The organism is Cupriavidus taiwanensis (genome assembly GCF_900250075.1).
Lineage (GTDB): Bacteria > Pseudomonadota > Gammaproteobacteria > Burkholderiales > Burkholderiaceae > Cupriavidus > Cupriavidus taiwanensis_C.
Genome location: NZ_LT977071.1, coordinates 1,640,074 through 1,665,912, shown reverse-complemented (window position 1 = coordinate 1,665,912; position 25,839 = coordinate 1,640,074). Strand labels below are relative to the sequence as shown.

24 protein-coding genes are annotated in these 25,839 nt (G+C 68.5%); 14 read left to right on the top strand and 10 right to left on the bottom strand.

Going from position 1 to position 25,839, the window contains the following annotated elements; all coding sequences use genetic code 11:
• Nucleotides 1-15: 15 nt before the first annotated feature.
• The gene (locus CBM2588_RS23855) at nucleotides 16-1,452 is read right to left on the bottom strand and encodes an amino acid permease (protein WP_115682793.1); all 1,437 of its coding nucleotides are present in this window, start codon (nucleotides 1,450-1,452) and stop codon (nucleotides 16-18) included.
• A gap of 335 nt (nucleotides 1,453-1,787) precedes the next feature.
• Between CBM2588_RS23855 and CBM2588_RS23850 the strand changes: the two genes are divergently transcribed.
• From CBM2588_RS23850 to CBM2588_RS23840, 3 genes are all read left to right on the top strand, one after another.
• On the top strand, nucleotides 1,788-2,636 hold the full coding sequence (locus CBM2588_RS23850; protein ID WP_115683709.1) for an IclR family transcriptional regulator: 849 nt from the start codon (nucleotides 1,788-1,790) through the stop codon (nucleotides 2,634-2,636).
• 61 nt (nucleotides 2,637-2,697) lie between these two features.
• Nucleotides 2,698-3,717: an AAA family ATPase gene (locus CBM2588_RS23845; RefSeq protein ID WP_115682792.1), complete on the top strand. Its 1,020-nt coding sequence runs from the start codon at nucleotides 2,698-2,700 to the stop codon at nucleotides 3,715-3,717.
• The gene (locus CBM2588_RS23840) at nucleotides 3,714-5,435 is read left to right on the top strand and encodes a cobaltochelatase CobT-related protein (protein WP_115682791.1); all 1,722 of its coding nucleotides are present in this window, start codon (nucleotides 3,714-3,716) and stop codon (nucleotides 5,433-5,435) included. Before CBM2588_RS23845 ends, CBM2588_RS23840 begins: the two co-directional genes overlap by 4 nt.
• A gap of 13 nt (nucleotides 5,436-5,448) precedes the next feature.
• Here CBM2588_RS23840 and CBM2588_RS23835 read toward each other — a convergent pair whose 3' ends face one another.
• The 4 genes from CBM2588_RS23835 to CBM2588_RS23820 form a co-directional block, all read right to left on the bottom strand.
• Nucleotides 5,449-5,778, bottom strand: coding sequence for a 2Fe-2S iron-sulfur cluster-binding protein (locus CBM2588_RS23835; RefSeq protein ID WP_115682790.1), 330 nt, complete (start codon nucleotides 5,776-5,778; stop codon nucleotides 5,449-5,451).
• A 32-nt stretch (nucleotides 5,779-5,810) separates the two neighbouring features.
• On the bottom strand, nucleotides 5,811-6,128 hold the full coding sequence (locus CBM2588_RS23830) for a ferredoxin (protein WP_115682789.1): 318 nt from the start codon (nucleotides 6,126-6,128) through the stop codon (nucleotides 5,811-5,813).
• A gap of 1 nt (nucleotide 6,129) precedes the next feature.
• A complete protein-coding gene (locus tag CBM2588_RS23825; RefSeq protein WP_115682788.1) occupies nucleotides 6,130-6,465 on the bottom strand; it encodes a 2Fe-2S iron-sulfur cluster-binding protein in 336 nt (111 codons plus the stop codon).
• Nucleotides 6,466-6,526: 61 nt separating this feature from the next.
• Nucleotides 6,527-8,065, bottom strand: coding sequence for a hypothetical protein (locus CBM2588_RS23820; RefSeq protein ID WP_115682787.1), 1,539 nt, complete (start codon nucleotides 8,063-8,065; stop codon nucleotides 6,527-6,529).
• Nucleotides 8,066-8,449: 384 nt separating this feature from the next.
• On the opposite strand from CBM2588_RS23820, the gene CBM2588_RS23815 reads away from it, so the two are divergent.
• From CBM2588_RS23815 to CBM2588_RS23770, 10 genes are all read left to right on the top strand, one after another.
• Entirely contained in the window at nucleotides 8,450-9,145 is a 696-nt protein-coding gene (locus tag CBM2588_RS23815; RefSeq protein ID WP_115683708.1) for a TSUP family transporter, read from the top strand.
• Nucleotides 9,146-9,208: 63 nt separating this feature from the next.
• Complete coding sequence (locus tag CBM2588_RS23810) at nucleotides 9,209-10,141, top strand: ornithine cyclodeaminase family protein (RefSeq protein ID WP_115682786.1); 933 nt, start codon at nucleotides 9,209-9,211, stop codon at nucleotides 10,139-10,141.
• Between the two features lie 171 nt (nucleotides 10,142-10,312).
• Nucleotides 10,313-11,044 carry a TenA family transcriptional regulator gene (locus CBM2588_RS23805; RefSeq protein ID WP_115682785.1) on the top strand — a complete coding sequence of 244 codons (732 nt, stop codon included), beginning with the start codon at nucleotides 10,313-10,315 and terminating at the stop codon, nucleotides 11,042-11,044.
• Nucleotides 11,045-11,069: 25 nt separating this feature from the next.
• Nucleotides 11,070-12,515, top strand: a complete 1,446-nt coding sequence (locus CBM2588_RS23800; protein ID WP_115682784.1) for an aldehyde dehydrogenase family protein — start codon at nucleotides 11,070-11,072, stop codon at nucleotides 12,513-12,515.
• 28 nt (nucleotides 12,516-12,543) lie between these two features.
• Nucleotides 12,544-13,023, top strand: coding sequence for a GlcG/HbpS family heme-binding protein (locus CBM2588_RS23795; RefSeq protein ID WP_115682783.1), 480 nt, complete (start codon nucleotides 12,544-12,546; stop codon nucleotides 13,021-13,023).
• A gap of 21 nt (nucleotides 13,024-13,044) precedes the next feature.
• A complete protein-coding gene (locus tag CBM2588_RS23790; RefSeq protein ID WP_115682782.1) occupies nucleotides 13,045-14,046 on the top strand; it encodes a 2Fe-2S iron-sulfur cluster-binding protein in 1,002 nt (333 codons plus the stop codon).
• A 70-nt stretch (nucleotides 14,047-14,116) separates the two neighbouring features.
• Complete coding sequence (locus CBM2588_RS23785; RefSeq protein WP_115682781.1) at nucleotides 14,117-14,827, top strand: GntR family transcriptional regulator; 711 nt, start codon at nucleotides 14,117-14,119, stop codon at nucleotides 14,825-14,827.
• 164 nt (nucleotides 14,828-14,991) lie between these two features.
• The gene (locus tag CBM2588_RS23780) at nucleotides 14,992-15,168 is read left to right on the top strand and encodes a hypothetical protein (RefSeq protein WP_172583656.1); all 177 of its coding nucleotides are present in this window, start codon (nucleotides 14,992-14,994) and stop codon (nucleotides 15,166-15,168) included.
• A 256-nt stretch (nucleotides 15,169-15,424) separates the two neighbouring features.
• Complete coding sequence (locus tag CBM2588_RS23775; RefSeq protein WP_115682780.1) at nucleotides 15,425-16,918, top strand: amidase; 1,494 nt, start codon at nucleotides 15,425-15,427, stop codon at nucleotides 16,916-16,918.
• Between the two features lie 45 nt (nucleotides 16,919-16,963).
• Entirely contained in the window at nucleotides 16,964-18,268 is a 1,305-nt protein-coding gene (locus CBM2588_RS23770) for an MFS transporter (protein WP_115682779.1), read from the top strand.
• A 34-nt stretch (nucleotides 18,269-18,302) separates the two neighbouring features.
• Here the strand turns inward: CBM2588_RS23770 and CBM2588_RS23765 are convergent, their stop codons facing one another.
• Both CBM2588_RS23765 and CBM2588_RS23760 read right to left on the bottom strand, forming a co-directional pair.
• Nucleotides 18,303-19,274: a Bug family tripartite tricarboxylate transporter substrate binding protein gene (locus CBM2588_RS23765; protein ID WP_115682778.1), complete on the bottom strand. Its 972-nt coding sequence runs from the start codon at nucleotides 19,272-19,274 to the stop codon at nucleotides 18,303-18,305.
• Nucleotides 19,275-19,336: 62 nt separating this feature from the next.
• A complete protein-coding gene (locus CBM2588_RS23760) occupies nucleotides 19,337-20,938 on the bottom strand; it encodes a sulfatase family protein (protein ID WP_115682777.1) in 1,602 nt (533 codons plus the stop codon).
• Nucleotides 20,939-21,088: 150 nt separating this feature from the next.
• Here CBM2588_RS23760 and CBM2588_RS23755 point away from each other — a divergent pair, with 150 nt between their 5' ends.
• Complete coding sequence (locus CBM2588_RS23755; RefSeq protein ID WP_115682776.1) at nucleotides 21,089-21,997, top strand: LysR family transcriptional regulator; 909 nt, start codon at nucleotides 21,089-21,091, stop codon at nucleotides 21,995-21,997.
• A 37-nt stretch (nucleotides 21,998-22,034) separates the two neighbouring features.
• On the opposite strand, the gene CBM2588_RS23750 is transcribed toward CBM2588_RS23755, so the two are convergent.
• The 3 genes from CBM2588_RS23750 to xsc form a co-directional block, all read right to left on the bottom strand.
• Nucleotides 22,035-22,805 carry a sulfite exporter TauE/SafE family protein gene (locus CBM2588_RS23750; protein WP_115682775.1) on the bottom strand — a complete coding sequence of 257 codons (771 nt, stop codon included), beginning with the start codon at nucleotides 22,803-22,805 and terminating at the stop codon, nucleotides 22,035-22,037.
• A complete protein-coding gene (pta, locus tag CBM2588_RS23745) occupies nucleotides 22,802-23,833 on the bottom strand; it encodes a phosphate acetyltransferase (RefSeq protein WP_115682774.1) in 1,032 nt (343 codons plus the stop codon). The genes CBM2588_RS23750 and pta overlap by 4 nt, the downstream gene beginning before the upstream one ends.
• Nucleotides 23,834-23,961: 128 nt before the next feature.
• Complete coding sequence (gene xsc / locus CBM2588_RS23740; protein WP_115683707.1) at nucleotides 23,962-25,728, bottom strand: sulfoacetaldehyde acetyltransferase; 1,767 nt, start codon at nucleotides 25,726-25,728, stop codon at nucleotides 23,962-23,964.
• Nucleotides 25,729-25,839 lie beyond the last annotated feature (111 nt).

Sequence of the window (25,839 nt, the reverse complement as noted above, 5' to 3'; positions counted from 1 at the left end):
CGCCTTGATTGCGCTTCAAAACTTGCGCAGGTCGCGGCGCGGCAGTTCCGCCAGCGGCACTACGGGATCCACGCCACGCCGAAACAGTTGCCGCGCGAAGTAGGCCACCAGCAGCAGCGCCAGGCTCACCACGCCCAGCGCCAGGGGCGTGCGCTGGTCGGGAATGAAGGCCATTGCCACCACGATGCCGAGCATGCCCAGGATTGCCACATAGGTGAGGTACGGATAGCACCACATGCGCACGCGCAGCTGGTCCGGCGCCTCGCGCTCCAGCCGCGAACGCAGGCGCAGCTGCGAGATCGCGATCAGGATGTAGACGAAGATCGCCACCGTGCCGTACGAATTCACCAGGAAGGCGAACACCGTGTCGGGCGAGACATAGGACATCACCACCGCGCCGTAGCCGAACAGCGTCGCCACCAGGATGGCGCGCACCGGCACGCCGTTGCGGCTGACGCGGGCCAGCGACTGCGGCGCGTCGCCGCGACGGGTCAGCGCAAACAGCATGCGCGACGACGCGTACAGGCCCGAGTTGAGCGCCGACAGCACCGCGGTCAGCACGATCGCGTTCATGATCTGCGCGGCCGCCGGCACGCCCATCACGTTCAGCGCGCTCACGTACGGCGTGGCGATGCTGGTGGAGTTCCACGGCACCAGGCAGACCACCAGCAGGATCGAACCGACATAGAACACCAGCACGCGCGTGATCACCGAACTGGTGGCCTTGGCCACGGCCTTCTGCGGCTCGGCGGTTTCGGCGGCGGCGATGGTGACGATTTCGGCGCCGAAGTAGAAGCCGGTGGCCGCCACCGCGCCGGTCAGCACCGGCACGATGCCGTTGGGCATGAAGCCGCCGTTGGCGGTGAGGTTGGCCACCTCCATGCCGTGCGACCCAGGGGCCAGGCCCAGCACGTAGACGCCGGCGACGAACAGGAACACCATGATCGCCGCCACCTTGATCGAGGCGAACCAGAACTCGAACTCGCCGAAGGACTTGACCGATACCAGGTTGGTCAGCGTCAGCATCACCAGCAGCACCAGGCTGATGATCCAGTTGGGCACGTCAGGCAGCCAGTAGCGCACCAGGTCCGCGCCCGCCACCGCTTCCAGCGCCACCACAATGACCCAGAAGTACCAGTACATCCACCCGGTCAGGAAGCCGGCCAGGTTGCCCACCGCGGGGCGATCGCGCCAGGCTTCGCGTGCATACTCGTAGAAGCCGCCGCTGCCGGGCATGGCGCAGGCCATCTCGCCCAGCATGCGCATCACCAGCACCACCAGCAGGCCGGTGATCAGGAAGGAAAGGACCGCGGCCGGGCCGGCCGACTTGATGACGACGCCGCTGCCGACGAAGAGCCCCGCGCCGATCACGCCGCCGAGCGCGATCATGGTCATGTGGCGTTGCTTGAGGCCGTGGGATAGTCCGTTGCCGGACGGTGATTGTTGGATCATGTTATGTCTCCTGTGCTGCGCTTGCTGTCGGTACTGCATTGCAGCCAGTCCAGCGATTAAGGCAGGCGCCACGGCTTCTCTTCGGTATAGGTGGCGGGGCAGTAAATGCCAGCCTGGGGCCGTGGTCGTTCAGTATTTGCAATCCCGGGGAGAGGATGGCCTATCCGTACATGTCGACTTGTCTCCGGTGTTCGCTTAAAAAATGGAACCAGAAGTTCCAAAAAATTATTGTTTAACCGGAATGTAGGCTGTCCGAGCGGGAAGGTCAACCAGAAGTTTCGATAATTGATATGATTTGACTCTGAAAATGAAACTTACCTATGATGGAGCCAGGCATGAACGATATGCGCCTCGCCAAAAGTGAAGCCAGGCCGGACGGAGACACGCCGGCGCTGCGCTTGTTCGGCCTGCTCGAGGTCATCGCGGAGAAGGACCAGTCCTTCAACCTGCAGGCGCTGGTGGAAGAGACCGGCCTGCCCAAGCCCACGCTGCACCGCATGCTGCAGCAGCTGGAGGCGGCCGGACTGATCCAGCGCAACGGCGACGGGCGGCAATACGGCACCGGCCTGCGGCTGCGCCGGCTGGCGGAGAACCTATTGCTCAACAGCACCTCGCATGGCGCGCGCCACATGGTGCTGCGCCGGCTGGTGGAAGAGGTGGGCGAGAGCTGCAACCTGACCGCGTTCTCCGGCGGCGAGGTGCTGTACCTGGACCGCGTCGAGACCGCGGCGCCGCTGCGCTTCTACCTGCATCCGGGCTCGCGCGTGCCGGCGCACTGCTCGGCCACCGGCAAGCTGTTCCTGGCGCAGCTGGCGCCGGCGCAGCGGCAGCGCCTGCTGGCCAACGTGGAGCTGGAACGCTACACGCAGAACACGCTGACCGACCATGGCCAGCTGGAAGCGGAACTGGAGCGCGTGAAGCGCGACGGCTACGCGATGGATGACGAGGAATTCCTGCCGGGGCTGGTCTGCATCGGCGTGCTGGTGCCGGCCGCCGACGGCGGCAAGTCCAACCTGGGACTGGCGCTGCAGGCCCCGGTGATGCGCGTGTCGCGCGACAAGGCAGTGCAGCTGCTGCCCGCGCTGCAGCGGGCGGCGGCGGCGCTGGCGGCAATCGAGGCCGACAGCGCAGGCAGCTGGCAGGGCGGCGCCGAGGCCACGGACGCCGCGGAAGAGGACGAATAGAGGCACGGCGTTACGCGGCACCGCACCGCTTGCCGCCGTGCCGATGGCATGGCGTGCCCCGATGGGGCAGCGAGGCAACGAGGAGCACAAGGTGACGCAAGAGCAGTTTGGCAAGCCGGACCGGATGATTCCGGTGCGCAGCGTGTTCGGCATCGATTCCGGCCTGATGGTGCCGGCCTTCAGCCAGCGCGACGACCACGTGCCGGAGATCGATCCGGCCTACCGCTTCCAGCCCGAGGTGACGCTGGCGATCCTGTCGGGCTTCATGCGCGACCGGCGCGTGATGGTGCAGGGCCTGCATGGCAGCGGCAAGTCGACCCATATCGAGCAGGTGGCCGCGCGGCTGAACTGGCCCTGCGTGCGCGTCAACCTGGACGGCCACATCAGCCGGCTCGACCTGGTCGGCAAGGATGCCATCGTGGTACGCGACGGCCGCCAGGTCACCGAGTTCCAGGAAGGCATCGTGCCGTGGGCGCTGCAGCGTCCGGTGGCGCTGATCTTCGACGAATACGACGCGGGCCGGCCCGACGTGATGTTCGTGATCCAGCGCATCCTGGAGCGCGACGGCAAGTTCACGCTGCTCGACCAGAACCGCGTGATCCGCCCCCATCCTTCGTTCCGTCTCTTTGCCACGTCCAATACCGTGGGGCTGGGCAACGTCAACGGGCTTTATCACGGCACGCAGCTGCTCAACCACGCGCAGATCGACCGCTGGAACGTGGTGGCGACGCTGGACTACCTGCCGCACGACGAAGAGGCGGGCATCGTGCTGGCACGCGTGCCCGAGCTGGACGACGCCGGCGGGCGCGCGCTGGTCGATGCCATGGTGGCGCTGGCTGGCCTGACCCGCCGCGGCTTTGCCGCGGGCGATGTTTCGGCGCTGATGTCGCCGCGCACCGTGATCAGCTGGGCCGAGAACTGCCAGATCTTCCGCGACCCCGCGCTTGCGTTCCGGCTGACCTTCCTGAACAAGTGCGACGAGGCCGAACGCCCGGTGGTGGCGGAGTACTACCAGCGCTGCTTCGGCCATCTGCCTGGCGAGGCCGCTGGCGCCAGCGCGGCATCGGAGCCCGTGCAATGAATGCGGCGGCGCTGGCCCAGCGCTTGCGTCGGCGCCAGCGGCAGGATGAGTTGTCCGGCGCGGCCGTGCGCGCGCTCACCGGCGATGCGGCGCTGCATTTCCGCGACGGCCAGCTGTGGCGCGCGCTGCGCCCGGTGCCGCTGCATGCGCCGCACCTGCGCACCGATGCGGACACCGACACTGCCGCGTGCCTGCGTGGGGCCGCCGATGGCGCCGCGCTGCGCCAGGCGCATTCCGACGCCGCCCTGCATCGGCGGCTGTGCCCGGCCGATGCGGTCGAGCGCCTGGTGTTCGAGCTGCTCGAGCAGCTGCGCTGCGAGACCCGCCTGCCGCGCGGCATGGCCGGCGTCGAGGCCAACCTGCGCCACCGCTTCCTGGCGTGGTCGCGCGCCTTCCATCGTTCCGGCCTGACCGACGGCCACCTCGGCATCCTGCTCTATACCGTGGCGCAGGTGGCTTGGTCGCGGCTGACCGGCGCGCCGGTGCTGGAAGAAACCGAAGACCTGATCGAGGCCACGCGCGCCGCCATCGTGCCGATGCTGGGCAACCAGCTGGCGGGGCTGCGCGCGCAACGCCACGACCAGGCCGCGTACGCCGTGCACGCGCTGGCGCTGGCGCATGCGGTGGCGCAGATGATCCGCACCGAAGCGCCAGGTGCCGGCGAAGACGATGAGCATGCTGCCTCCGCCGCGCGCGCCGGCTTCGCGCTGTGGCTCGACTTCGACGAACCGCCCGCGGAGGCCTTTGCCCTGGCCGACAGCGGCCATAGCCGCGTGCTTGCCGACGCCACCGATGGCTACCGCATCTATACCGCCCGCTACGACCGCGAAGTGTGCGCCGCCACGCTGGTGCGCCGTGCCTTGCTGGACGAGTACCGCACGCGGCTGGACGCACGCATCGCGCGCGCCGGCGTCAACATCGCCCGGCTGGCGCGCCGGCTGCGCGCCGCGCTGTCGCAGCCGCGCGTGGACGGCTGGTCGTTCGGCGAGGAAAGCGGCCGCATCGACGGCCGCCGCCTGGCGCAACTGGTCAGTTCGCCGGCCGAGCGACGGCTGTTTCGCCAGGAAGCGCACAAGGCCCATGCCGATTGCGTGGTCGGCTTCCTGGTCGACTGCTCCGGCTCGATGAAGGCGCAGGCCGAGCCGCTGACCCTGCTGGTCGACCTGCTCACCCGCGCGCTGGACCAGGCCGGCGTCGCCACCGAAGTGCTGGGCTTTACCACCAACGCGTGGAACGGCGGGCGGGCGCGCAGCGACTGGCTCGCGCGCGGCCGCCCGCAGCACCCGGGCCGGCTCAACGAAACCTGCCACATGGTGTTCAAGGACGCGCAGCGCAGCTGGCGCCGCGCGCGCACCGACATCACCGCGTTGCTGAAGGCCGACCTGTTCCGCGAGGGCGTCGACGGCGAGGCAGTGGAGTGGGCCTGCGCGCGCCTGCATGCCAGCGGCAAGGCGCGCCGCATCCTGGTGGTGGTGTCCGACGGCAGCCCGATGGATACCGCGACCGGGCAGGCCAACGACGCCTGCTACCTCGACAACCACCTGAAGGCCGTGGTGGCTCGGCACGAGGCGCTGCGGGATGTGGAAATACTCGGGCTGGGGGTTGGGCTGGACCTGAGCCCGTATTACCGCCACACGCTCGCGCTGGACCTGTCGCAGCCGGTGGATATGGCGATGCTGGATGAGGTCGCGGGGCTGGTAGGGGCCAGGCGGCGCTAGCGGCGGCGCCCGCTTATTCGCCGCTGGCGGCGGCCGGCTGCGGCCGCCCGGCCATCGCCTTCGGCTGCCACGAGACCGCGACATCGCCGGCCATGAAGGTCTGGCATGCCAGCCGGAAGCCATCGGCCAGCTCCGCTTCCGTCAGCAGCTTCCGCTCCTTCGGCTTGACCGCATCAGTATGCTCGCGGCCTTGCTCGATGCGGCATTTGCAGGTGCCGCACAGGCCGCCGCCGCATTTGAACGGGATGCCGCCCTGTTCGCGCAGCGACACGCGCAGCAGGTTGCTGTTGGCCGGTGCCGTGACGGTCTTGCCGTGGTTGGTGAGGAAGGTGATCTGGATCATGGCGATAGATGCCTGGCGGCAGGTGTAAGGCTTCAGGAGCGGCCGTCCGCGGCAACCGGCACGGCTACCAAGGCGATATCCATGCTGCCGAAGCTGGCCAGCTGGCGCAGCGCGTCGCGGGCGGCTTCGAGCGTGGCGTACTTGTCGAGGAAACGGGTCGAGACCAGGTTGACGATGCCGGGCGGCGCTTCCTCCCGTATGCGGACTCTGGTATCCGCGGCCAGCTCGGCAATGACGAAGCGGGCGGTGCGCTTGCCGTAGAAGACGTAGTCGTAGGCCTCGACGGCGGTCATGCCGTCGGTGGGCTCGGTACGGAACTGGCCGGGGCGGCTGGTCAGCAGCACGAACATGTCAGGCCCCCGCGCTTGCCCCGGCCAGCGCGGCCGCGGCCGGCACATCGTCCTGGGCCAGTTCGATGTCATGCTCGAGCCACAGCTGGCAGGCCAGCCGGTAGCCCTGTTCGAGCCGTTCGCCAAGCTGCTTCTTTTCCTTCCAGTTGGGCGGCGGCAGGTGCTCGGCGCCGGCGATCACGCGGCACGCGCACTTCGAGCACTTGCCCATGCCGCATTCGTAGCGCAGGTTGGGGTAGGGGAACTGCCGGATGCCGGCGCGGACCACCAGGTTGGTGTTGGGGCCGACCTCGTCGGTAAAGGTCTGGCCGAACTTGTGCAGGATGACTTTTGGCATCGTTGGTCTGGGCAAAGGTCGCGAAACAGGTCAGGGAAATTCGTCGCGGTGCCGCGGCCGCCTACGACCACAGCACCATTGCGGCCACGGTTGAGCAGGCCAGCCCGATCAGCACCGGGATCAGCAGCGCGCGCACCGCTTCGAGCACCGGCACGCGGGCAAAGCCGGCCACCGCGATCAGCGACGACCATGCCACCAGCGTGCCGCCGCCGGTCCAGACCGCGCCCATCTGGCCGACCGCCGCCAGCGTGGCGGGGTCGAAGCCGACCACCGGGCCCAGGGCGCCGGCCAGCGTGCCGGTCAGCGGCAGGCCGGCGAAGCCGGAGCCGTCGATGCCGGTGATCATGCCGACCAGCAGCACGCCGAAGGCGACCAGCATGTGGTTGTCGGGGATCAGGTGCTGGTAGGCCTGGATCAGCTCGAACAGCAGGCTGGGCGCCTTGCCCGGCGGCAGGCCCAGGATGTGCGCCGCGGTCTCGCCGGCGCCGACGAAGAAGAAGCCCGCGATCGGCAGCACCGAGCCCATCGCCTTGAAGGCGAAGACGAAGCCGTCGGTGATGTGCTCCGGGCAAACGTCCAGCATCCGGCGCGGGCCTTCCGCGGCCAGCGTCGCCAGCATCATCAGCACCACGGCGACCCCGCCCACCAGCGCGGCGGCCTCGCCGCCCTTCAGGTCCTGCACGCCGGTGCCCACCTTGGGCAGCACCATCACGGCGACCACCGCGAGGAAGGCCAGCGGCGTCACGATGGCAAAGCACTTGGACCACTTCACCCGCCGCAGTGCGACCATGGACAGGCTGGCTTCGATATTGCTGTCGGTGGCGAGCGGTTCGGCGTGGGCGGTGCCCTTCGCGATCTCGGCCTTGTCGAAGGTGATGCCGCCGTCGATGGCTTCGGCGCTGCCGCCGGCGCGCGCCTGCCAGCGGTCGAGCAGCGTGCCGCACGCCGGCACGATGTGCTTGCGCATCGACAGGTAGGCGAGGCACAGCGCAATGCCGCCGGTGATCAGCGACAGCGCCAGCGCGCGGTCGGCCACCACCGCGGCGCTGACCGCCGCGCCGGCGGCCTTGGCGCTGATGCCGGGCGCGACTCCGATCACGTAGTCCGACGACAGCGCCATGCCTTGTCCGGCGATGGCAATCGCCATCGCCCCCGCCAGCGGCGGCAGCCCGGCGGCGATCGCGGCCGGCAGCAGGATGGCCGACACCAGCGGCACCGCCGGCGTCGGCCAGAAGAACAGCGAGATCACGTAGGTGATGCCGGCCAGGATAAAGAACGCGGAATGCCCGTTCTTCATCACCACGCGGAAGGGCTCGACCATGCGGATGTCCGAGCGCAGCGTCTTGAGCGCATTGAGCAGCGCCGTCATGAAGGCGATCACCAGGAAGATGTTGAACAGCTCGCGCGCGGCGACCAGGCTGGCCGAGAACACCCCTGCCAGCGCCGACACCGGGCTGCCGGTCAGCGCAAACACGACCAGGGCGGTGCCTACGATCGAGGGAACGACGACATTGGCGCGCAGGATCATCGTCAGCACGATGACTGCTACCCCTGACAGATAGATCCAGTGCGCGGCACCGATCACGACTTGTTGTGACATGAAGACTCCCTGGGGGCGGAGGGGTTTGGGGGCGGTTCCATCGGACTGCGTTGGTCCGTGTCGGTATACTATATTCCAGAGTTATTCCGCGCCAAGCGATTTTTCATCGGGACTTACGCGGATTCCGGATCGGTGCAATGTGGCTGGGAACCGCACATTTATTGGGATTCCCCGGTTGTCGTGTGCTGTGCGATGGTGCATGGATCCGGTCTATGAGTTGCCTACGCTCATGTCGATATGTAGACTGTATACCAATAGAGACGTGTAAACCGGCGATGCACACCAGCCGTCCCGCCATGCTGTTCCCTGCCCATGACCGACGCCATCCCCGCCGCCTTGCTGACGCTGCTGCCACCTGACCTTTCCGCTCCGGACTACCTGTGGATGGGCACGCTTATCCTGGCCGGCGCCTGCCTGCAGGGCGTGGGCGGGATCGGCTTTGCGATGCTGTGCGCGCCGCTGGGGGCGATCTTTTTCCCGGAGCTGGTGCCGGGACCGCTCCTCGCGATGGGTTGCTGCCTGTCGCTGATGGGCGCGCTGCGCGAGCGCGAAGCCATCGTCTGGCCGGTGGCGGGTTTTGCCCTGGTGGGGCGGGCAGCCGGCGGCGCGGCGGCGGTGCTGACCATCGCCTGGCTAGCGCCGGGGCCGCTGGCGGTGCTGTTTTCGCTGTCTATCCTGGCCGCGGTGGCGCTGAGCTTGCTTGGCTGGCGCTTGTTGCCGGGCCCGCGCAACGTGGTGATCGCCGGCACGTTGTCCGGCTTCATGGGGACCATCACTTCGGCCGGCGCGCCGCCGTTCGCGCTGGTCATGCAGCACATGGCGCCCGCGCCGATGCGCGCAACCATGGGCACCATCCTCTCGGGCGGCGCCGTGCTGTCGCTGGCCATGTTGACGCTGGCCGGGCGCTTCGGCATGCCGCAGCTTTTACTGGCACTGGCGCTCGCGCCGTTCCTGGTGGCCGGCTTTGCGCTGTCGAACCGGCTGCGCGGGCGCGTTTCCGCCCAAGCCGTGCGCCGCTTGCTGCTAGGCCTGTGCGCAGCCGGCGCGCTGGGCGTGCTCGGCCGCGCGGCATTTGCCTGAGACGGCGTGCCCACACGCCACGGACCTTCTCGCTTTGCCAACTAACCCACCAGCGGAGTTTCCATGCAGCACATCACTGATGCCATGATCGATGCCCATGTCACGCCGGAAGCGGCCCTCGACGTCATGGCGTCCGCCTTTTCCAGCTTCGGGCGCGGCGATGCCGCGATGCAGGCGCGGATACGCACCGAGGCGGGCGGGGTCAAGCTTTCGACGCTGGGTGCGGTGATTCCGCAGCAGGGCGTGGCCGGGGCCAAGGTCTACACCACCATCAACGGCCAGTTTTCCTTCGTCATCCTGATCTTCTCCACCGACGACGGCCGCCCGCTGGCTTCGTTCGACGCCGGCGCCATCACGCGGCTGCGCACCGCGGCCTGCACCACGCTGGCGGCGCAGCGGCTGGCCCGCGCCGGCGCACGCACGCTGGCCTTGTTCGGTGCCGGCACGCAGGGCGCGCAGCACGCGCGCCAGCTCAGCGCCACGCTCCGGCTCGAGCGCATCCTGGTGTCCGATCCGCACGCCGACGCCGGCATGCCGGAACGGCTGTCGGCGCAGTGCGGCATTCCGGTTGCGCTGGCCGAGCCCGATGCCGCGGTGGCCGAAGCCGACATCATCGTCACGGCCTCGCGTGCGACCACGCCGCTGTTCTCCGGTGCGGCAATCCGGCCCGGCGCGTTCGTCGCCGCGATCGGCTCGAGCCTGCCGCACACGCGCGAACTGGACGACACCGCGCTGCGCCGCGCCGCCGCGGTGGTGGTGGAGTGGCGGCCGCAATCCACCCGCGAGGCCGGCGATATCGTGCTGGCCGGTCCCGGCGCGCTGCCGCCGGAAAAGATCGTCGAACTGGCCGACGTGGTGCTCGGCAAGATATCGCCGCGACAGCGCGATGACGACATCCTGATCTACAAGTCGGTCGGCGTGGGGCTGGAGGACGTCGCGCTGGCGGGATACGCGTGGTCGCGTATCGCGGGCGAGGTGGAGCGCCGCGCCGGCTGATCCTCGCGGGCCAACGCCCGCGGGTAAACACTGAGGTGATGAGTCAACAGGGCCCTTGTCGCCGCCGAATGAATGTATATAGTATACAAAAATGCCGGAACAACTTCGAAGCGAACTGGATTCCGGCATTCCGACCCACTGCATCGTCCCCTCGACACCAAGGAGTCCGTTATGGCCGAACTGATGAACCGCGAAGCATTCCGAGCCGCCCTCGAACAAGCGATCAAAGGCAAGAGCGCCAACCAGGCGCCGTTCAGCGTGGCCTGGGCCAGTGGCAAGCTGACCCGTGCCCATCTCGCGCGCTGGGCCGAGAACCACTACCACTACGTCGGACCGTTCGCGGATTACCTTGGCTATATCTATGCGCGCACGCCGGACCGCTACACCGAGGCCAAGGACTTCCTGCTGGCCAATATGTACGAGGAGGAGATCGGCGGCGACCGCCACACCGACCTGCTGATCCGCTTTGCCGAAGCCTGCGGCACCACCCGCGAACGCGTGCTCGACCCGGACAACATGTCGCCCACCACGCGCGGCCTGCAGAGCTGGTGCTACGCGGTGGCGATGCGCGAGGATCCGATCGTGGCCGTGGCCGGCCTGGTGGTGGGGCTGGAATCGCAGGTGCCGTCGATCTACCGCAAGCAGACGCCGACGCTGCGCGACAAGTACCAGTTCACCGACGAAGAGGTCGAGTTCTTCGACCTGCATATCGTCTCGGACGAGATCCACGGCGAGCGCGGCTACCAGATCGTGCTGGAGCACGCCAACACGCCGGAGCTGCAGCAGCGCTGCCTGAAGATCTGCGAGATCGGCGCGCAAATGCGGCTGCTGTACACGACCGCGCTCTATCACGACTATGTCGAGCAAGAGCTGCCGCTGCCCGAACTGGACATGGCGGCCTGAGCAGCGCCACGCAACGGGACCGACGATGACTGTGTTCTTGAACCATATCGACGGCGAATGGACGGCCTGCCAGTCGGGCCGGACCTTCGACAACGTCAACCCCGCCGACACCGCCGACCTGGTGGGCCGCTTCCAGGCCTCGTCCGCGGTGGACGGGCAAGCCGCCGTGGCCGCCGCGGCAGCGGCCTTTGCCGGCTGGAAAAAGACGCCGGTCGGCAAGCGCGCCGCCATCCTCAACCGCGCGGCGGAGCACCTGGAGGCCAACGCCGACAGCATCGCCGCCGAGCTGACCCGCGAGGAAGGCAAGGCGCTGGCGCTGGCGCGCGACGAGGTGCTGCGCTCGGCGCAGACGCTGCGCTTCTATGCCGTCGAAGGGCAGACCTTCACCGGCGAGGTGTATCCCAACGACGATCCCGACCAGCTCGTCTACAGCCAGCGCGAGCCGCTGGGCGTGGTGACGGTGATCGCGCCGTGGAATTTCCCGATATCGATCCCCGCGCGCAAGATCGCGCCGGCGCTGGTGACCGGCAACACGGTGGTGTTCAAGCCGTCGTCCGAGGCGCCGCTGTCGGGCTACCGGCTGGCCGAGGCGCTGGTCAAGGCCGGGCTGCCCAAGGGCGTGCTGAACTTCATCACCGGCAGCGCCGCCGAGATCGGCGCAGCCATCACCGAAGCGCCTGCGGTGCGCGCGATCTCGTTCACCGGCTCGTCGCGCGCGGGCGAGCAGATCCACCGCGCGGCGCCGCTGACCACGCGCACGCAGATGGAACTCGGCGGCAAGAATCCGCTGATCGTGATGGAAGACGCCGACCTGGACCGCGCCGTCGACCTGACCATCAAGGGCGGCTTCTCGCTGTCGGGGCAGGCCTGCACCGGCACCAGCCGCGTGCTGGTGGACGAATCCGTGAAGGCCGCCTATACCGAACGCCTGCTGGCGAAGGTCGCAACGCTCAAGGTCGGCAGCGGCATGACGCCGGGCATGGATCTGGGGCCGCTGGCCTCGCAAAAGCAGCTGGAAACCGTGCTGCGCTACATCGACATCGGCAAGTCCGAGGCGACGCTGCGCTGTGGCGGCATGCGCCTGAGCGGCGGGGAGTTCGACAAGGGCTACTACGTCGCGCCGACGGTATTCACCGACGTGACGCAGCAGATGCGGATCGCGCGCGAGGAGATCTTCGGCCCGGTGATCGCCATCATCGGCTTCAGCGGCTACGCCGACGCCATCGCCAAGGCCAACGATACCGAGTACGGCCTGGCCGCGGCCATTGTCACCAGCGACCCGCGCTACATCCACCACTTCGCCAACGACATCGAGGCGGGCACGGTCAAGATCAACCGCACCACCACCGGCAATCTGGTCAATGCGCCGTTCGGCGGAGTCAAGCGGTCGAGCACCTCGACCTTCCGCGAGTCGGGCCGCACCGGGCTGGAGTTCTACACGCAAGTCAAGACCGTCTACCGGGGCGCATGAGCCCGTCCCGCAGCAAGGAGTCATCGTCATGAAGAAAGCCATCAAGCTGGAGCTGCGCGAAGCGCGCCACATGGTTGCCGCCGCGATCCGGCGCTCGGAAGAGATCGGCGTGCTGGAGTCGATCTGCGTGGTCGACGAGGGCGGTTATCCGCTCGCGCTCGAGCGCATGGACGGCGCCCGCATCACCGGTCCGCAGATCGCGTGGAACAAGGCGTTCACCGCCGCGGGCCACAAGCGCTCCACGCACCTGTTCACCACGCCGCCGAACGGGCCGGCGCTGCCCGGCAACGAGGCCTTCGGCATCCAGTGGAGCTTCGAGGGCAAGTTCGCCGCTTTTGTGGGCGGCTTCCCGATCGTGGTTGACGACGAAGTGATCGGCGGCATCGGCCTGTCCGGCGGCAATGGCGAGCAGGACACGCAGGCCGGCCTGGCCGCGCTGCAGGCGCTGGCCGAACTGCTGGCGCCGCAGGACCTGAAGGTGCTGGTGCAGGCCGACATCAAGAAGTAAGCACGCTTGCCGGGAGGTTCCATGTCGTACCGCATCCAGATCGCCGAAACGGAGCAGGTCTTCCTTGTCGAGCGCGGCGAGACGCTGTTGGAGGCCGCGCAGCGCGCCGGCGTTGCCTTGCGCCACGACTGCCAGCTGGGCGGCTGCGGCACCTGCCGCATCCGGCTGCTCGACGGACAGGTGCGCTACGACGAGGAACCGTTCGGCCTGGCCCCCGACGAAGCCGCTGCCGGTTACGCGCTGGCGTGCCAGGCGCAGCCGCAGGCCGACCTGGTCATCAGCACGGCGAGCGACGACGAGGCCTGCGCCGAACCGGCGCGGCATCGCGCGGTGGTGCGGGCGCTGCGTCCGCTGTCGGCCGACGTCATGCACGTCGAGCTGGAGGTGCCCGGCGCGGGTGCGCTGGACTACCGGCCCGGCCAGTATTTGAAGCTGTTGAGCGCCGACGGGCTCGCGCGCAGCTTCTCGATGGCTTCGGTGCCGCGCGACGGGCGCATCGACCTGCATGTGCGGCGCATTCCCGGCGGCGCCTTTACCGACGGAATCCTGCCGCGCATGCGCGCCGGCGATGCGATCGAGGTCGAGTTGCCGCTGGGCAGCTTCTTCTACCGCGAGAGCGACTACCGGCCGCTGCTGATGGTGGCCACCGGTACCGGCCTGGCGCCGATCAAGGCGATCCTGGAATCGCTGATGGACGATCCCGACTGCCCGCCGGTGTCGTTGTACTGGGGCATGCGGGAAGTGCAGGACCTGTACCTGCACCGCGAGATCCCGGGGTGGGGCGAACGGCTCTACGACTTCCGCTACGCGCCGGTGTTGTCGCGCGCCGGCGCGGACTGGCAGGGCCGGCGCGGCTATGTGCATGACGCGGCGCTGTCCGACCTGGGCGACCTCAGCGAGTACGCCATCTACCTGTGCGGCTCGCCGGATATGATTCGTGACGCGCGTGCCGCCTTTATTGCGCATGGCGCCAGTCCCGACCACCTCTACGCCGACAGCTTCACGTTCCAGCACCCTTGTTAAGACATGGCGGTATGCATAAATGGCTGGTATACAATGACGCCAGCCTCTCCGCTTACGCCTCTGCCGACCCATGTCCCTCACTCCGTCTCCTGCCGCGCCCGCCGAGCCGCTGAGCCTCGGTGCCAGCCACTCGCCGCTGTTCGCCCTTGTTACCGACAAGCTGCGCGAGGGCATCCTGAACGGCAAATACGCTCCGGGCGAACGACTGGTGGAGAACAAGCTCTCGGCGGAACTCGGCGTATCGCGCATCCCGGTGCGCGAGGCGCTGCGCGCGCTCGCCAGCGAAGGGCTGGTGGTGATCGAGCCGCGCCGCGGCGCGACCGTGGCCAGCCTGTCGCCGGTGATTGCGCGCGAGATGGTCGAAGTTCGCGCCACGCTGGAGGGCCTCAACGCCAAGCTCGCCGCGCAGCGGCGCGACCCGGCGCTGGTGGCGGAGCTGGAAACCGTATTGCGGCAGGGCATGGAGGCCGCGGCGCAGGGCCGCGCGGATGAACTGCTGGCGCTCAATACGCGCTTCCACGAAGTGCTCGGCACCATCGCCGCCAACAGCGTGCTGCAGGAAATGATGCGTTCGCTGCGCGAGCGCACCGCGGTGCTGTTCGGCCCGGCCAACGTGGTGCGCGCGCGCCAGAACTGGGACGAGCACGCGCAGATCCTGCAGGCGGTGATCGCCGGCGACGCCGATTTGGCGGCCCTGCTGGCCGCGCGCCATGTCTACAGCGCCGCCAAGGCGGCTGACCTGCCGGTGGAAGGGCAGGGCAGCGCGGCGCAGGCGGCCTGAACGCTCCGGCTGCCTTCTCCGGGTTGTCCCATGGTGGTACCGAAGCGTGGCCCATCCCGGCTCCGCATGCATGGATGCCCTTGAGCAGGGCATGACGTGCCCTGATATGACGCACTGCACCAATTGAGTGTATACTGTAGTCATTCAAGGTCACGAGATTCGCCATGCAATCCTCCGAACAACGCTACCTTTCGCAACCCGTCGGCCAGCAGTTGCTCGGCCACTTTGCCGCCCGTGATGCGGTGCGCCATGCCACCCCTCTGGTGCCGCTGCGGCTGCGCGATATCGGCCGCTTCTTCCGCGCGCTGGGCGGCCGCGCCCCGCGCCGCGGCCATTGCTGACCCTTACTGAATGACGCGCGGCGGGCTCCGCCGCACGTTCTGGTTGTTCCGGCCTTCCTCCCTGGCACGCGTTCTGCGGGCCATCCTCCCCTGTCATCCAAAACTTGCGCACACCGCGCTCGCGGATGCCCGCGCGCGCATTGTCCTTGCACTGCGCCCGATACGGAATATAGTATACCAACGCAGCCGAAGTACGCCTGAGCCCCTCATACGCCCCCACCGTGCCGAACGGCGCGGATAACGACAAGGAGCCGATGTGAACCTGCCCGACTGGACCACTGGCGGATTTCCGCCGCTATGGGAGGTGGCGCAGCGGCTTGCCGACGGCACGGTGTCTGCGGAGCAACTGGTGGACGCGTGCGAGGCGGCGCAGAGGCAATGGCACGGCATCATCAATGCGATGGTGCTGTCGGATTTCGACGCGGCCCGCGCGGCCGCGCGCGACAGCGACCGGCGCCGGCGTGCCGGCCAGGCACGCGGCGTGCTCGACGGCGTGCCGTTCTCGGTCAAGGAGTCGTTCGATGTCGCCGGCTGGCCGACCACCTGCGGCAATCCGGCCCTGCGTGGGCACGTGGCCGGGCGCGACGCGGTGGTGGTACAGCGGCTGCGCGATGCCGGCGCGATCTTGCTCGGCAAGACCAATGTCCCGCTCGGCCTGCGTGACTGGCAGAGCTACAACGCGATCTACGGCACCACGCGCAACCCGCACGATCCGACGCGCACGCCGGGCGGCTCGTCCGGCGGCAGCGCCGCGGCGGTCTGCGCCGGCCTGTCGTTCTTCGACGTGGGTTCCGACATCGGTTCGTCGCTGCGCAATCCGGCGCACTACTGCGGCATTTTCTCGCTCAAGCCCAGCCACGGGCTGGTGCCGCTAGCCGGCCACGGCACTGGTGCCGCGCGCTTCGGCGAGCAGGACATCAATGTCGCCGGCCCGCTGGCGCGCAGCGCGCGCGACCTGGAACCGGTATTGCGCGTGATCGCGGGCCCGGACGGTGACGACGCGCTGCCATACCGCCTGCAGTGGCCGCAATGCCCGCACCGCCGGCTCGCCGACTTCCGCATCGCTGTGTTGCCCACCCATGCCCAGGCCGAAGCGGACGGCGAGGTCGCCACGCAGATCGGGCAGCTGGGCCACTGGCTGGCGGAGCAAGGTGCCCACGTCGGCTGGCATGAACGGCCGGACTTCGGCGCCGGCGAGTTGTGGCATGCCTACGTGACGCTGCTGCGCGCCACCACCTCGGTGCACATGGATGACGCGGCCTTCGCCGATGCGCTGGCCCGCAGCGCCACCGCCGCCGCCGGCGACCGCGACTACGCGACCCTGCAGTACACCGGCGCGACGCTGCGCCACCGCGACTGGCTGCGCCTGCAGGTGGCGCGCGAACGCTTTGCCGCCGCATGGCGCAGCTTCTTCACCCGCTACGACGTGCTGCTGTGCCCGGCCGCCGCCACCACGGCGTTTGCGCTCGACGAGGCCGGCGAGCCGTGGCAGCGCACGCTTAGCGTCAACGGGGCCCCGCAGCCGATGACCACGCAGTTGTTCTGGGCCGGCCACTCGGGTCTGTGCGGCCTGCCGTCCGCCGTGGCGCCGATCGGCCCCGGTGCTGGCGGCCTGCCGGTGGGCGTGCAGATCGTCGCCGGCCGCTACCGGGATCTCACCGCCTTGCGTTTTGCCTGCCTGCTGGAGGAAGCAGGCTATGCCTACCGGCCGCCGCGGGCGACCGCCTTGCCGGCGGCGCACCACACCTGATTACAACCGACCACAAACACATCACACACCACTGGGGAGGGGATCATGTTCGATTGGTTCCGTGATTTGTCGCGCATGGAGCGCAAGGGATTCTATGGCGCGTTCCTGGGGCATGCCGTCGACGTGTTCGACTTCATGATTTATTCCTTCCTCATTTCCACGCTGCTGGGGCAGTGGGGCATGAGCAAATCGACGGCGGGGGCGATCGTCACCTGGACGCTGGTGTCATCGCTGGTCGGGGCCATCGGGGCCGGCATCCTGGCCGATCGCTACGGCCGCGTGCGCGTGCTGCGCTGGACCATTATCGTGTTCGCGGGCGCGTGCTTCCTGTGCGGGCTGGCGCAGTCGCCGGAGCAGCTGATGGTATTCCGCATGATTCAGGGGCTGGGTTTCGGCGGCGAGTCGTCGCTGTGCATGGTGCTGGTGACCGAGATGATCCGCAACCCGGCACACCGCGGCAAATACTCGGGTTTCACCGCTAGCAGCTATTCCTTTGGCTGGGGCGCGGCGGCGATCGTATATGCGATCACGTTCAGCGTGCTGCCGGCGGAGACCGCATGGCGCGTCTGCTTCTTCCTCGGCATCCTGCCGGCGCTGGTGGTGATCTACCTGCGCCGCAACCTGGAGGAGCCCGAGATCTTCCTGAAGAGCCGCGCCGCCGGCCACCACGGTTCGGCGCTGGCGGGGCTGGGCCGGCTGTTCCGCGGGCCGCTGCTGGCCAAGACGCTGCTGTGCAGCCTGCTGTCCGGGGGCATGCTGGGGGCGTACTACGCCATTGCCACATGGCTGCCCACCTTTCTCAAGACCGAGCGCGGCCTGTCGGTGTTCGGCACCAGTTCCTACCTGACGGTCACCATCATCGGCTCACTGGCCGGCTACGTGGCGGGCGCCTATGCCACCGATCGCTGGGGCCGGCGGCTTACGTACATCGTATTCGCGGCGGGGGCGTTCATCGCCGCGCTGGTCTACATGGTGATCCCGGTGTCCAATACATCCATGCTGTTCCTCGGCTTCCCGCTGGGGGTGCTGATGCAGGGTGTGTTCGCCGGCATCGGCGCGACCATCGCCGAATCCTATCCCAACGATATCCGCGCGACCGGGTACGGCGTCTCGTACAACGCCGGTCGCGTGATCGGCTCGCTGTTCCCGCTGTCGGTGGGATGGCTCAGCTCGGGCCACACCTCGCTGCCGACCGCGATCGCGATCGTCGCGGGCGTCGGCTATGCGATGGTGGTGGTGGCCGCGGCACTGTTGCCCGAAACCACCGGCATGGACCTGGAGCAGGCCGGCGGCAGTGGCGGCAAGGAAGACGCGGCGCCGCTGGGGCGGCCGGCGGGGACGGTGGCCTGAGCGCAGCCGCGCGCCAGGGCGGGTACTGGCGGTCTCAATCCAGCGAGACCCCCAGCTTGCGGATCAGCTCTCCCCAACGCTTGCTGCCCGCGCTCAGCCACTGCGCCGCCTGGGCGCCGTCGCTGGCCTGCGGCCGCACGCCCTGCGCTGCCAGCGTGCGCTGGAACCCGGCATCGGCGAAGATGGACTTGAGCTCTTGCTCCCAGCGCGCACGGATCGGGGCGGGCATGCCCGCGGGTGCCAGCATCACGAAGGCAAACTCGGCGTCAAATCCCGCGACGCCGGCTTCGGCGACGGTTGGCACGTCGGGCAGCAGCGGATCGCGCTTGTGGCCGGAAACCGCCAGCGGCACCAGCTTGCCGCTGCGAATGTACTGCACAGCCGTGGGCGTGGCCAGGAAGCCGGCCGGTACCTGGCCCGCGAGCACGTCGCTCAGCGCCGGCGCATTGCCCTTGTAAGGCACGTGGGTAGCGGGGATCCGGGTGCGGACCTTGAGCATCTCGAAGGCGATATGGCCGGGGGACGCGATACCCGCCGACGCATAGGACAGGTCCTTGCTCCGGGCCAGCGCCAGGAACTGGTTCAGGTTGCCGGCCTTCAGGTCCGGATGCGTCACCAGCACCTGGTTGAAGGTGCCGGCCAGGCCGATCGGCTGCAGGTCGCGCACCGGGTCGAATGCCATCTTGCGGTAGGCGAACGGGTTGACCGTCACCAGCGTGTCGGTCGACATCAGCAGCGTATAGCCGTCAGGCGTGGCGCGCGCGGCGGCTTCCGCGCCGACGTTGCCGCCGGCGCCCGCGCGGTTCTCGACCACCACCGGTTGCCTGAGGTCGCGCCCCGCGCGCTCGGCGATGAGCCGGGCCACGGTATCGAGCGGGCCGCCCGCCGGGAAGTTGACGATCAGGCGTACCGGGCGCGATGGGTACGTGTCCTGGGCCTGCGCGGGCGCGGTGGCCAGCGATGCGAGCGCGGCCAAGGCGGGCAGGAAGGCGATGAGGCGGGTCATGTCTTGTCTCCGTCGATGTCGTTATCGGTATGGCGGCTGATGGCGTGGTGGCAGTCGCAGCTTCAGGCCAGCGCGGTCGGGTTGGGACTGGCGTCGCTATGCCCGATCATCGTCCGCACCAGCTCATGCAGCAGTTTCTGGCGCACATCCGCCAGCGCGGGTTCGTGCCAGATGTTGCGCGACTCCGTGGGATCCTGGTCCAGGTCGTACAGCTCGCCCCAGTCCACGCCTTCATAAACGCTGAGCCGGTAGCGTGCCGTCTGCAGCGTGCGCATGCGCGTGCGCATCGGAAAATCGAACAGCGTGCGCTGGTTCTCTTCTTCGATCAGCAGCGCCTCGCGCGGCAGCGGCTCTCCGGCGATGGCCGGCAGCAGCGACAGCCCCTGCATGCCGTTGTAAGGCAGGCAGCCGGCACGCATCAGGATGGTGGGGGCGATATCGATCGTCGAGCACAACGCGTGGCTGCGCGCCGACGTCGTCCCCGCTTCAGCCCGCGCCTCAGGTTCGGACCACACCAGCGGCGTGCGTATCAGGCCCTGGTAGTGCAGCGGGCCTTTCCACAACAACTGATGCTCGCCGAAGAAGTCGCCATGGTCGCTGGTGAACAGCACCACGGTATTGCGGTCCAGCCCAAGCGCAGCCAGCCGTGCCATGACGCGGCCGATGGTGTCGTCGATATGCGCGATCGAGCCGTAGTTGAGCGCCAGCGCCTCGCGCGCCTCGCGTTCGGTGCAGGCAAACATCGCCGGTGTGTGCTTGACCGCGCGCCCGGCATCGCGCTGCGCGTGCATCCAGCGCAGATGGGGCGGCGCCAGTGCGGCATCGTCATGGAACGACGCGGGCAAGCGCATGTCCTCGGGCCGGTACATGTCCCAGTAGCGGCCGGGCGGGGTGAACGGGTGGTGCGGATCGGGAAACGAGCACTGCAGCATGAACGGTGCGTCCGCCTGCGCATACTGCTCCAGCAGGTCGATGGTGCGTGCGCCGATCCAGGCCGTGGTCGACAGCGCTTCGGGCACGCGCGTGCGCCAGGCCTGGCGCGCGGCGGACAGCGCGTAGTCCGGGGTAGGGATCGCATGCGCCTGCCCGCACATGGCCGCGACCTCGGCGTGGTGCTGTTCCAGCCAGCGGCGGTAGTGCCCGCCGGCGGTGTCGCCGTGGTCGATCACCAATTGCACGTCGCCAAAGCCATAGAACGGCAGCGACATGTCGAAGCCCGCTTCGTCGCGCCAGGCCGGGCCCCATTCCTGGTCGAAGCGGCCTGCCTCCGGGCGGCGTGCCTCGCCGGCGGTAGGCGGATCGTGCGGACGCGGCCACACCGGCGGCAGGCCGGTCATGTTCTGCAGGTGCGACTTGCCCACCAGACCGGTGCGATAGCCCGCCTCGCGTAGCCGCTCGACGAAGGTGACTTGCGACAGCGGCAGCGGGATGCCGTTGTGGCGCGCGCCATGTGCCGACGGCATCCGCCCGGTAAGCAACGACGCGCGGTTGGGCATGCAGATCGGCGAAGCCACGTAGCAGCGCTCCGCTACCCAGCCATGCCGGCCCAGCCGGTCGATATTGGGGGTGTGCACCACGTCGTTGCCGTAGACGCCGAGGTGGTCGGCGCGGTGCTGGTCGGTGATGAAAAGCAGGAAGTTGGGGCGGGAAGGCGAACGGGTCATGGCCGGGGCGTGGGGGTTGGCGAGGCCCCGTGCTGGGCGCGGGGGCGCGGCGGATGCATCCATGGCGCAGCCGTTGAAAAAATTATGGCATCGGCAGGGATAACCCGGAAATGATTAAAATGGCCGCTGATATAACGTAAAAGGCATGGCATGGACTGGACCCAGCGCCTGCGCATCCGGCAATTGCATGTGCTGGTGGCGCTCTATGAAACCCGCAATGTCAGCCATACCGCGGAGCGCCTGAGCATGACCCAGCCGGCCCTGTCGCGCTGGCTGGCGGAGCTGGAAAGCGAACTCGGCGTGAGCTTGTTCGAACGGCATTCGCGCGGGCTGGTGCCCACGCGTTTCTGTGCCGCGCTGGTGGTGCACGCGCGCACCATCCTCAGCGAGATCGCGCGGACCCAGGACACCATCCGCGTGATGGCCGACGGCGCGGCGGGCCAGCTGGCCATCGGCGCAACCCCGACCGTGGCGGTCGATCTGCTGCCCGACGCCATCTGCCGCTTCCGCGAAGCGTTTCCGCACGCCCATCTGTCGCTTGCCGAAGGCACGGTGGAAGACATGCTGCCCGCGCTGCGCGAGGGCCGGCTCGATTTCGTGGTGGGACGCACCGAGGTGCACGGCATCGACGCGCCGCTGCGCTGCGACCTGCTTTATGCCGAGACCATACGCGTGATTGCGGGGCCGAACCATCCGCTCGCGCGCCGGCGCAAGCTCAAGTGGGAAGAGACGCGCCCGTACACCTGGATCGGCCCGCCGGCCAACAGTCAGATCCGGCGCGAACTGGACTATGAACTGGCGCTCGCCGGCGAGCCGGCCCCCACGGTCCGCATCGAAAGCGCCACCGTGCTGGCCAACGTGGCGTTGCTGCAGCAAGGCGAATTGCTGGCGGTGATGTCCGGCCGGATGACCGCGTATTTCCATGCGCTGGGCCAGGTGGTGCCGTTGCCGCTGCCTTATCGCCGCGAGGGAACAGTAGGGGTGCTTCGACATCGCAACGCCGAGCAGACGCCGATGCGGCAGGCGTTCATGGCGGCCTTGACGGAGGCGGCACGCTGAAGTGCGGGGTGGCGTTGTACGCTTACAGCCCCTTCAGTCAGCGCACCCACGCCGAAATCGCCGGCAGCATCAAACTAACCCCGATCCCGATCAGCACCCCGAACGCGACGCGCCGAGTCGTGGTCGGCGAGAACGGCGGCGGAAAGCGTCGCCCGAGCAGCGTGGCAATCACTACCACCGGCACCCCGACCGCGGCCTGCAGGCAGATCGCGGCGTCCAGTTGCCCCTGCCAGGCCGAGAACAGCGTGCGCACGGACGAGGTCACGGTAAACACCAGGATCAGCGCGCAGCGGATTTCCACCGGCTTCATCGGCTGCCGGTAGAACTGGAAGATCAGCGGCGGCCCCGAGACGCCGAACATGCCGCTCAGCAAGCCGCCAAAGACGCCGCTCATGAAGAAGCTGCCGTCGCCGGAGCGTTGCGGCAGCGGCTCGGGCTTGAAGGCGGCGCTCAGGCCGCCGTACAGGATCACAGCGCCCAGCAGCAGCTGCAGCAGGGTGGCGGCGGTGCTGCTCAGGTATTCCAGCACCAGCACGCCGACCAGCACCGAAGGCAGGATGCCGATCGCCGCCGCGCCCACGGCGCGCCAGTCGATATGCTGGAACTTGCCGGGCAGCGCGCAGGCGCTGTTGGCCAGCGTCACCAGGCTGACCACGGCGGCCACGGTGGCGACCGGGGCCAGGCCCAGGCCGCTGGTGGCGCCCATCACGATCATGCCGAGGCCAAAGCCGGTCACGGTCTGGAAATAGGTGCCGGCACCGAGCAGGGCTTGCAGGCCCAGCAGCGGCAACAACAGTTCTGCCTTCATGCCGCCTGCTCGCCCTTGGTGGCCGTTTCCGCGCTGGCCTGCGCCTGGACCACGGTGACGGCGATCACATGGAAGACGTCGTCGGCGCTGCAGCCGCGCGAGAGGTCATTGGCCGGCTTGTTCAGTCCCTGCAGCATCGGGCCGATGGCCTTGGCGCCGCCGACGCGCTCGGCCAGCTTGTAGCCGATATTGCCGGCCTCCAGGCTGGGGAACACCAGCACGTTGGCGTGGCCGTTCACCTGCGAATGCGCGACCTTGCGCGCGGCGATCTCGGCGACGATGGCGGCATCGAGCTGCACGTCGCCGTCGATGGCCAGGCCGGGGCGCTGCGCGCGCACGCGCTCGGTGGCGGCCACGACCTTGTCCACGGCGGCATGGTGGGCGCTGCCGCTGGTCGAGAACGACAGCATCGCCACGCGCGGCTCGTCGTTCAGCAGGGCGCGCGCGCTGTCGGCGGCGGCCATGGCGATATCGGCCAGGGCCTCGGCATCCGGGTCGACCACCAGTCCGCAGTCGGAGAAGATCAGACCGCCCTTGAGCGTGTGGAACGGCTCGCACAGCATCATCAGGAAGAAGCTCGACACCAGCCGGAAGCCGGGGGCCAGCCCGATCAGCTGGATCGCGTTGCGCACGACGTCGGCGGTGGTGTGGGCAGCGCCCGCGACCGAGCCGTCGGCATGGCCGAGGCGCACCATCAGGTTGGCAAAGCACAGCGGGTCCAGCACGGCGCGCTTTGCGTCGTCGAGCGTCATGCCCTTTTTCTGGCGCAGCGCGAAGAGCTGCTGGGCGAAGGAGGGCGTCAGCGCCGAGGTGGCGGGATCCACCAGCGTCATGCCGTCGAGCGCGATGCCGTGGATGGCCGCGGCGGCGTTGATCTGGCGCGGCTCGCCAACCAGCACGATGCGCGCGATGCCTTCCTGCGTGGCGCGCTGCGCGGCCTGCAGGATGCGCGGGTCGTCGGCCTCGCACAGCACGATGCGGCGGGGCGCGGCGCGGGCGCGCTCGATGATGCGGAGGATGGGTTTCATGGTGGTTGGCTCGGTGAAACTGAAAAAAGGGCCAGCGTCCGACGCTATGCCCCCGGTGTTCTCCCCTCTCCCGCAAGCGGGAGAGGGGATACGCTCATCGCAAGCGATGCGCCTGTGCAAGCTCGGACTCAGACGTAGTCCTTGTACTTGTCCAGGTAACGCACCGGCTTGGCCAGCGCATCGCGGCGGAACGGGTCGCCCAGTTCGCGGGTGCACATGATCTCGATGATGGTGGTCTTGCCGTGGTTCATCTGCAGGTCGATGGCGCGCTTCAGTGCCGGGCCCACGTCTTCCAGGCGATCCACCACGATGCCTTCCGCGCCCATCGCCTTGGCGATGCCGGCGAAGCTCTGGTTGTCGAGCTCGCCCGCGACGAAGCGGCGGTTGTAGAAGTCCACCTGGTTCTTCTTCTCCGCGCCCCACTGGCGGTTGTGGAACACCACCGCGGTCACCGGGATGTTGTGGCGCACGCAGGTCATGGTTTCCATCAGGCTCATGCCCCAGGCGCCGTCACCGGCGTACGACACGGCCGGGCGATGCGGCGCCGCGACCTTGGCGCCGATGATGGTGGGGAAGGCGTAGCCGCAGTTGCCCCAGCTCATCGCCGCGAAGAAGCTGCGCGGCTTCTCGAAGCGCAGGTAGCTGTTGGCCACCGAGTTGATGTTGCCGATATCGGTGGACACCATCACATCTTCCGGCATGGCCTTTTCCAGCTCGCGCAGCACCTGGCGCGGATGCAGGTAGTGGCCGCCGGTGGGCGTGCGCTCGTTCTTCTGCTCTTCGATCATGTCGAGCGAGTACGGGTCGCGCTCGTGGGTCCAGTCGTCCAGCTCCTTCTCCCACGCTGCCTTCTCGTTGGCGATTTCGGTGGCACGGCCGTCGCGGGTCGCATCGCAGGCGAGCGTGCGGCCGGCCAGGCGCTGGGTCAGCGCGATCGCGGCGGCCTTGGCGTCGCCGCAGATGCCGACCGAGATCTTCTTCACCAGGCCCAGCATCTTGTGGTCGGCGTCGATCTGGATGATCTTGGCGGTCTTGGGCCAGTAGTCCATGCCGTGCTGCGGCAGCGTGCCGAACGGCCCCAGGCGCGAGCCCAGCGCCACCACCACGTCGGCGCGCGAGATCAGCTTCATCGCCGCCTTCGAGCCCTGGTAGCCGAGCGGGCCGCACCACAGCGGGTGGCTGGCCGGGAACGAGTCGTTGTGCAGGTAGCTGTTGACCACCGGTGCACCGAGGCGCTCGGCCAGCGCCTTGCATTCCTCGATCGCATCGGCCATCACCACGCCGCCACCCGAGATGATCACCGGGAACTTGGCATTGGCCAGCAGCTCGGCCGCTTCGTTCAGGCTCTGCTCGCCGCCGGGGCCGCGGTCGAGGTGCTGCGGCTTGGGAATCTCGGCGGTGATCTTGCCGTAGAAGTGGTCGCGCGGGATGTTCAGCTGGGTCGGGCCCATTTCGGCCTTGGCGCGGTCGAAGCAGCGCGCGGTGAACTCGGCCATCCGCGCAGGGTTGGTGACGTGGCCCTGGTACTTGGTGAACTCCTGGAACATCGGCAGCTGGTTGGCCTCCTGGAAGCCGCCCAGGCCGATACCCATGGTGCCGGCTTCCGGGGTGACGATCACCACCGGGCTGTGGGCCCAGTAAGCGGCGGCGATCGAGGTCACGCAGTTGGAGATGCCGGGACCGTTCTGGCCGATCACCACGCCGTGGCGGCCCGACACGCGGGCGTAGCCATCGGCCATGTGGCCGGCGCCTTGCTCGTGCACCACCGGGATCAGGCGGATGCCCGCCGGCGCGAAGATGTCCATCGCGTCCATGAAGGCCGAGCCCATGATGCCGAACATGTCGGTCACGCCGTTGGCGGCCAGCGTTTCGACGAAGGCTTCGGACGGGGTCATGGTCTGCGGGCCGGCCGGCACCTGGCCGTCTTTCGCGGCGGCCGAGCCACCGGAAACGGCGGGATTCGAGGTGGTTTCGAGGTCGCGCATGGCGTTGTCTCCTGATGAGGG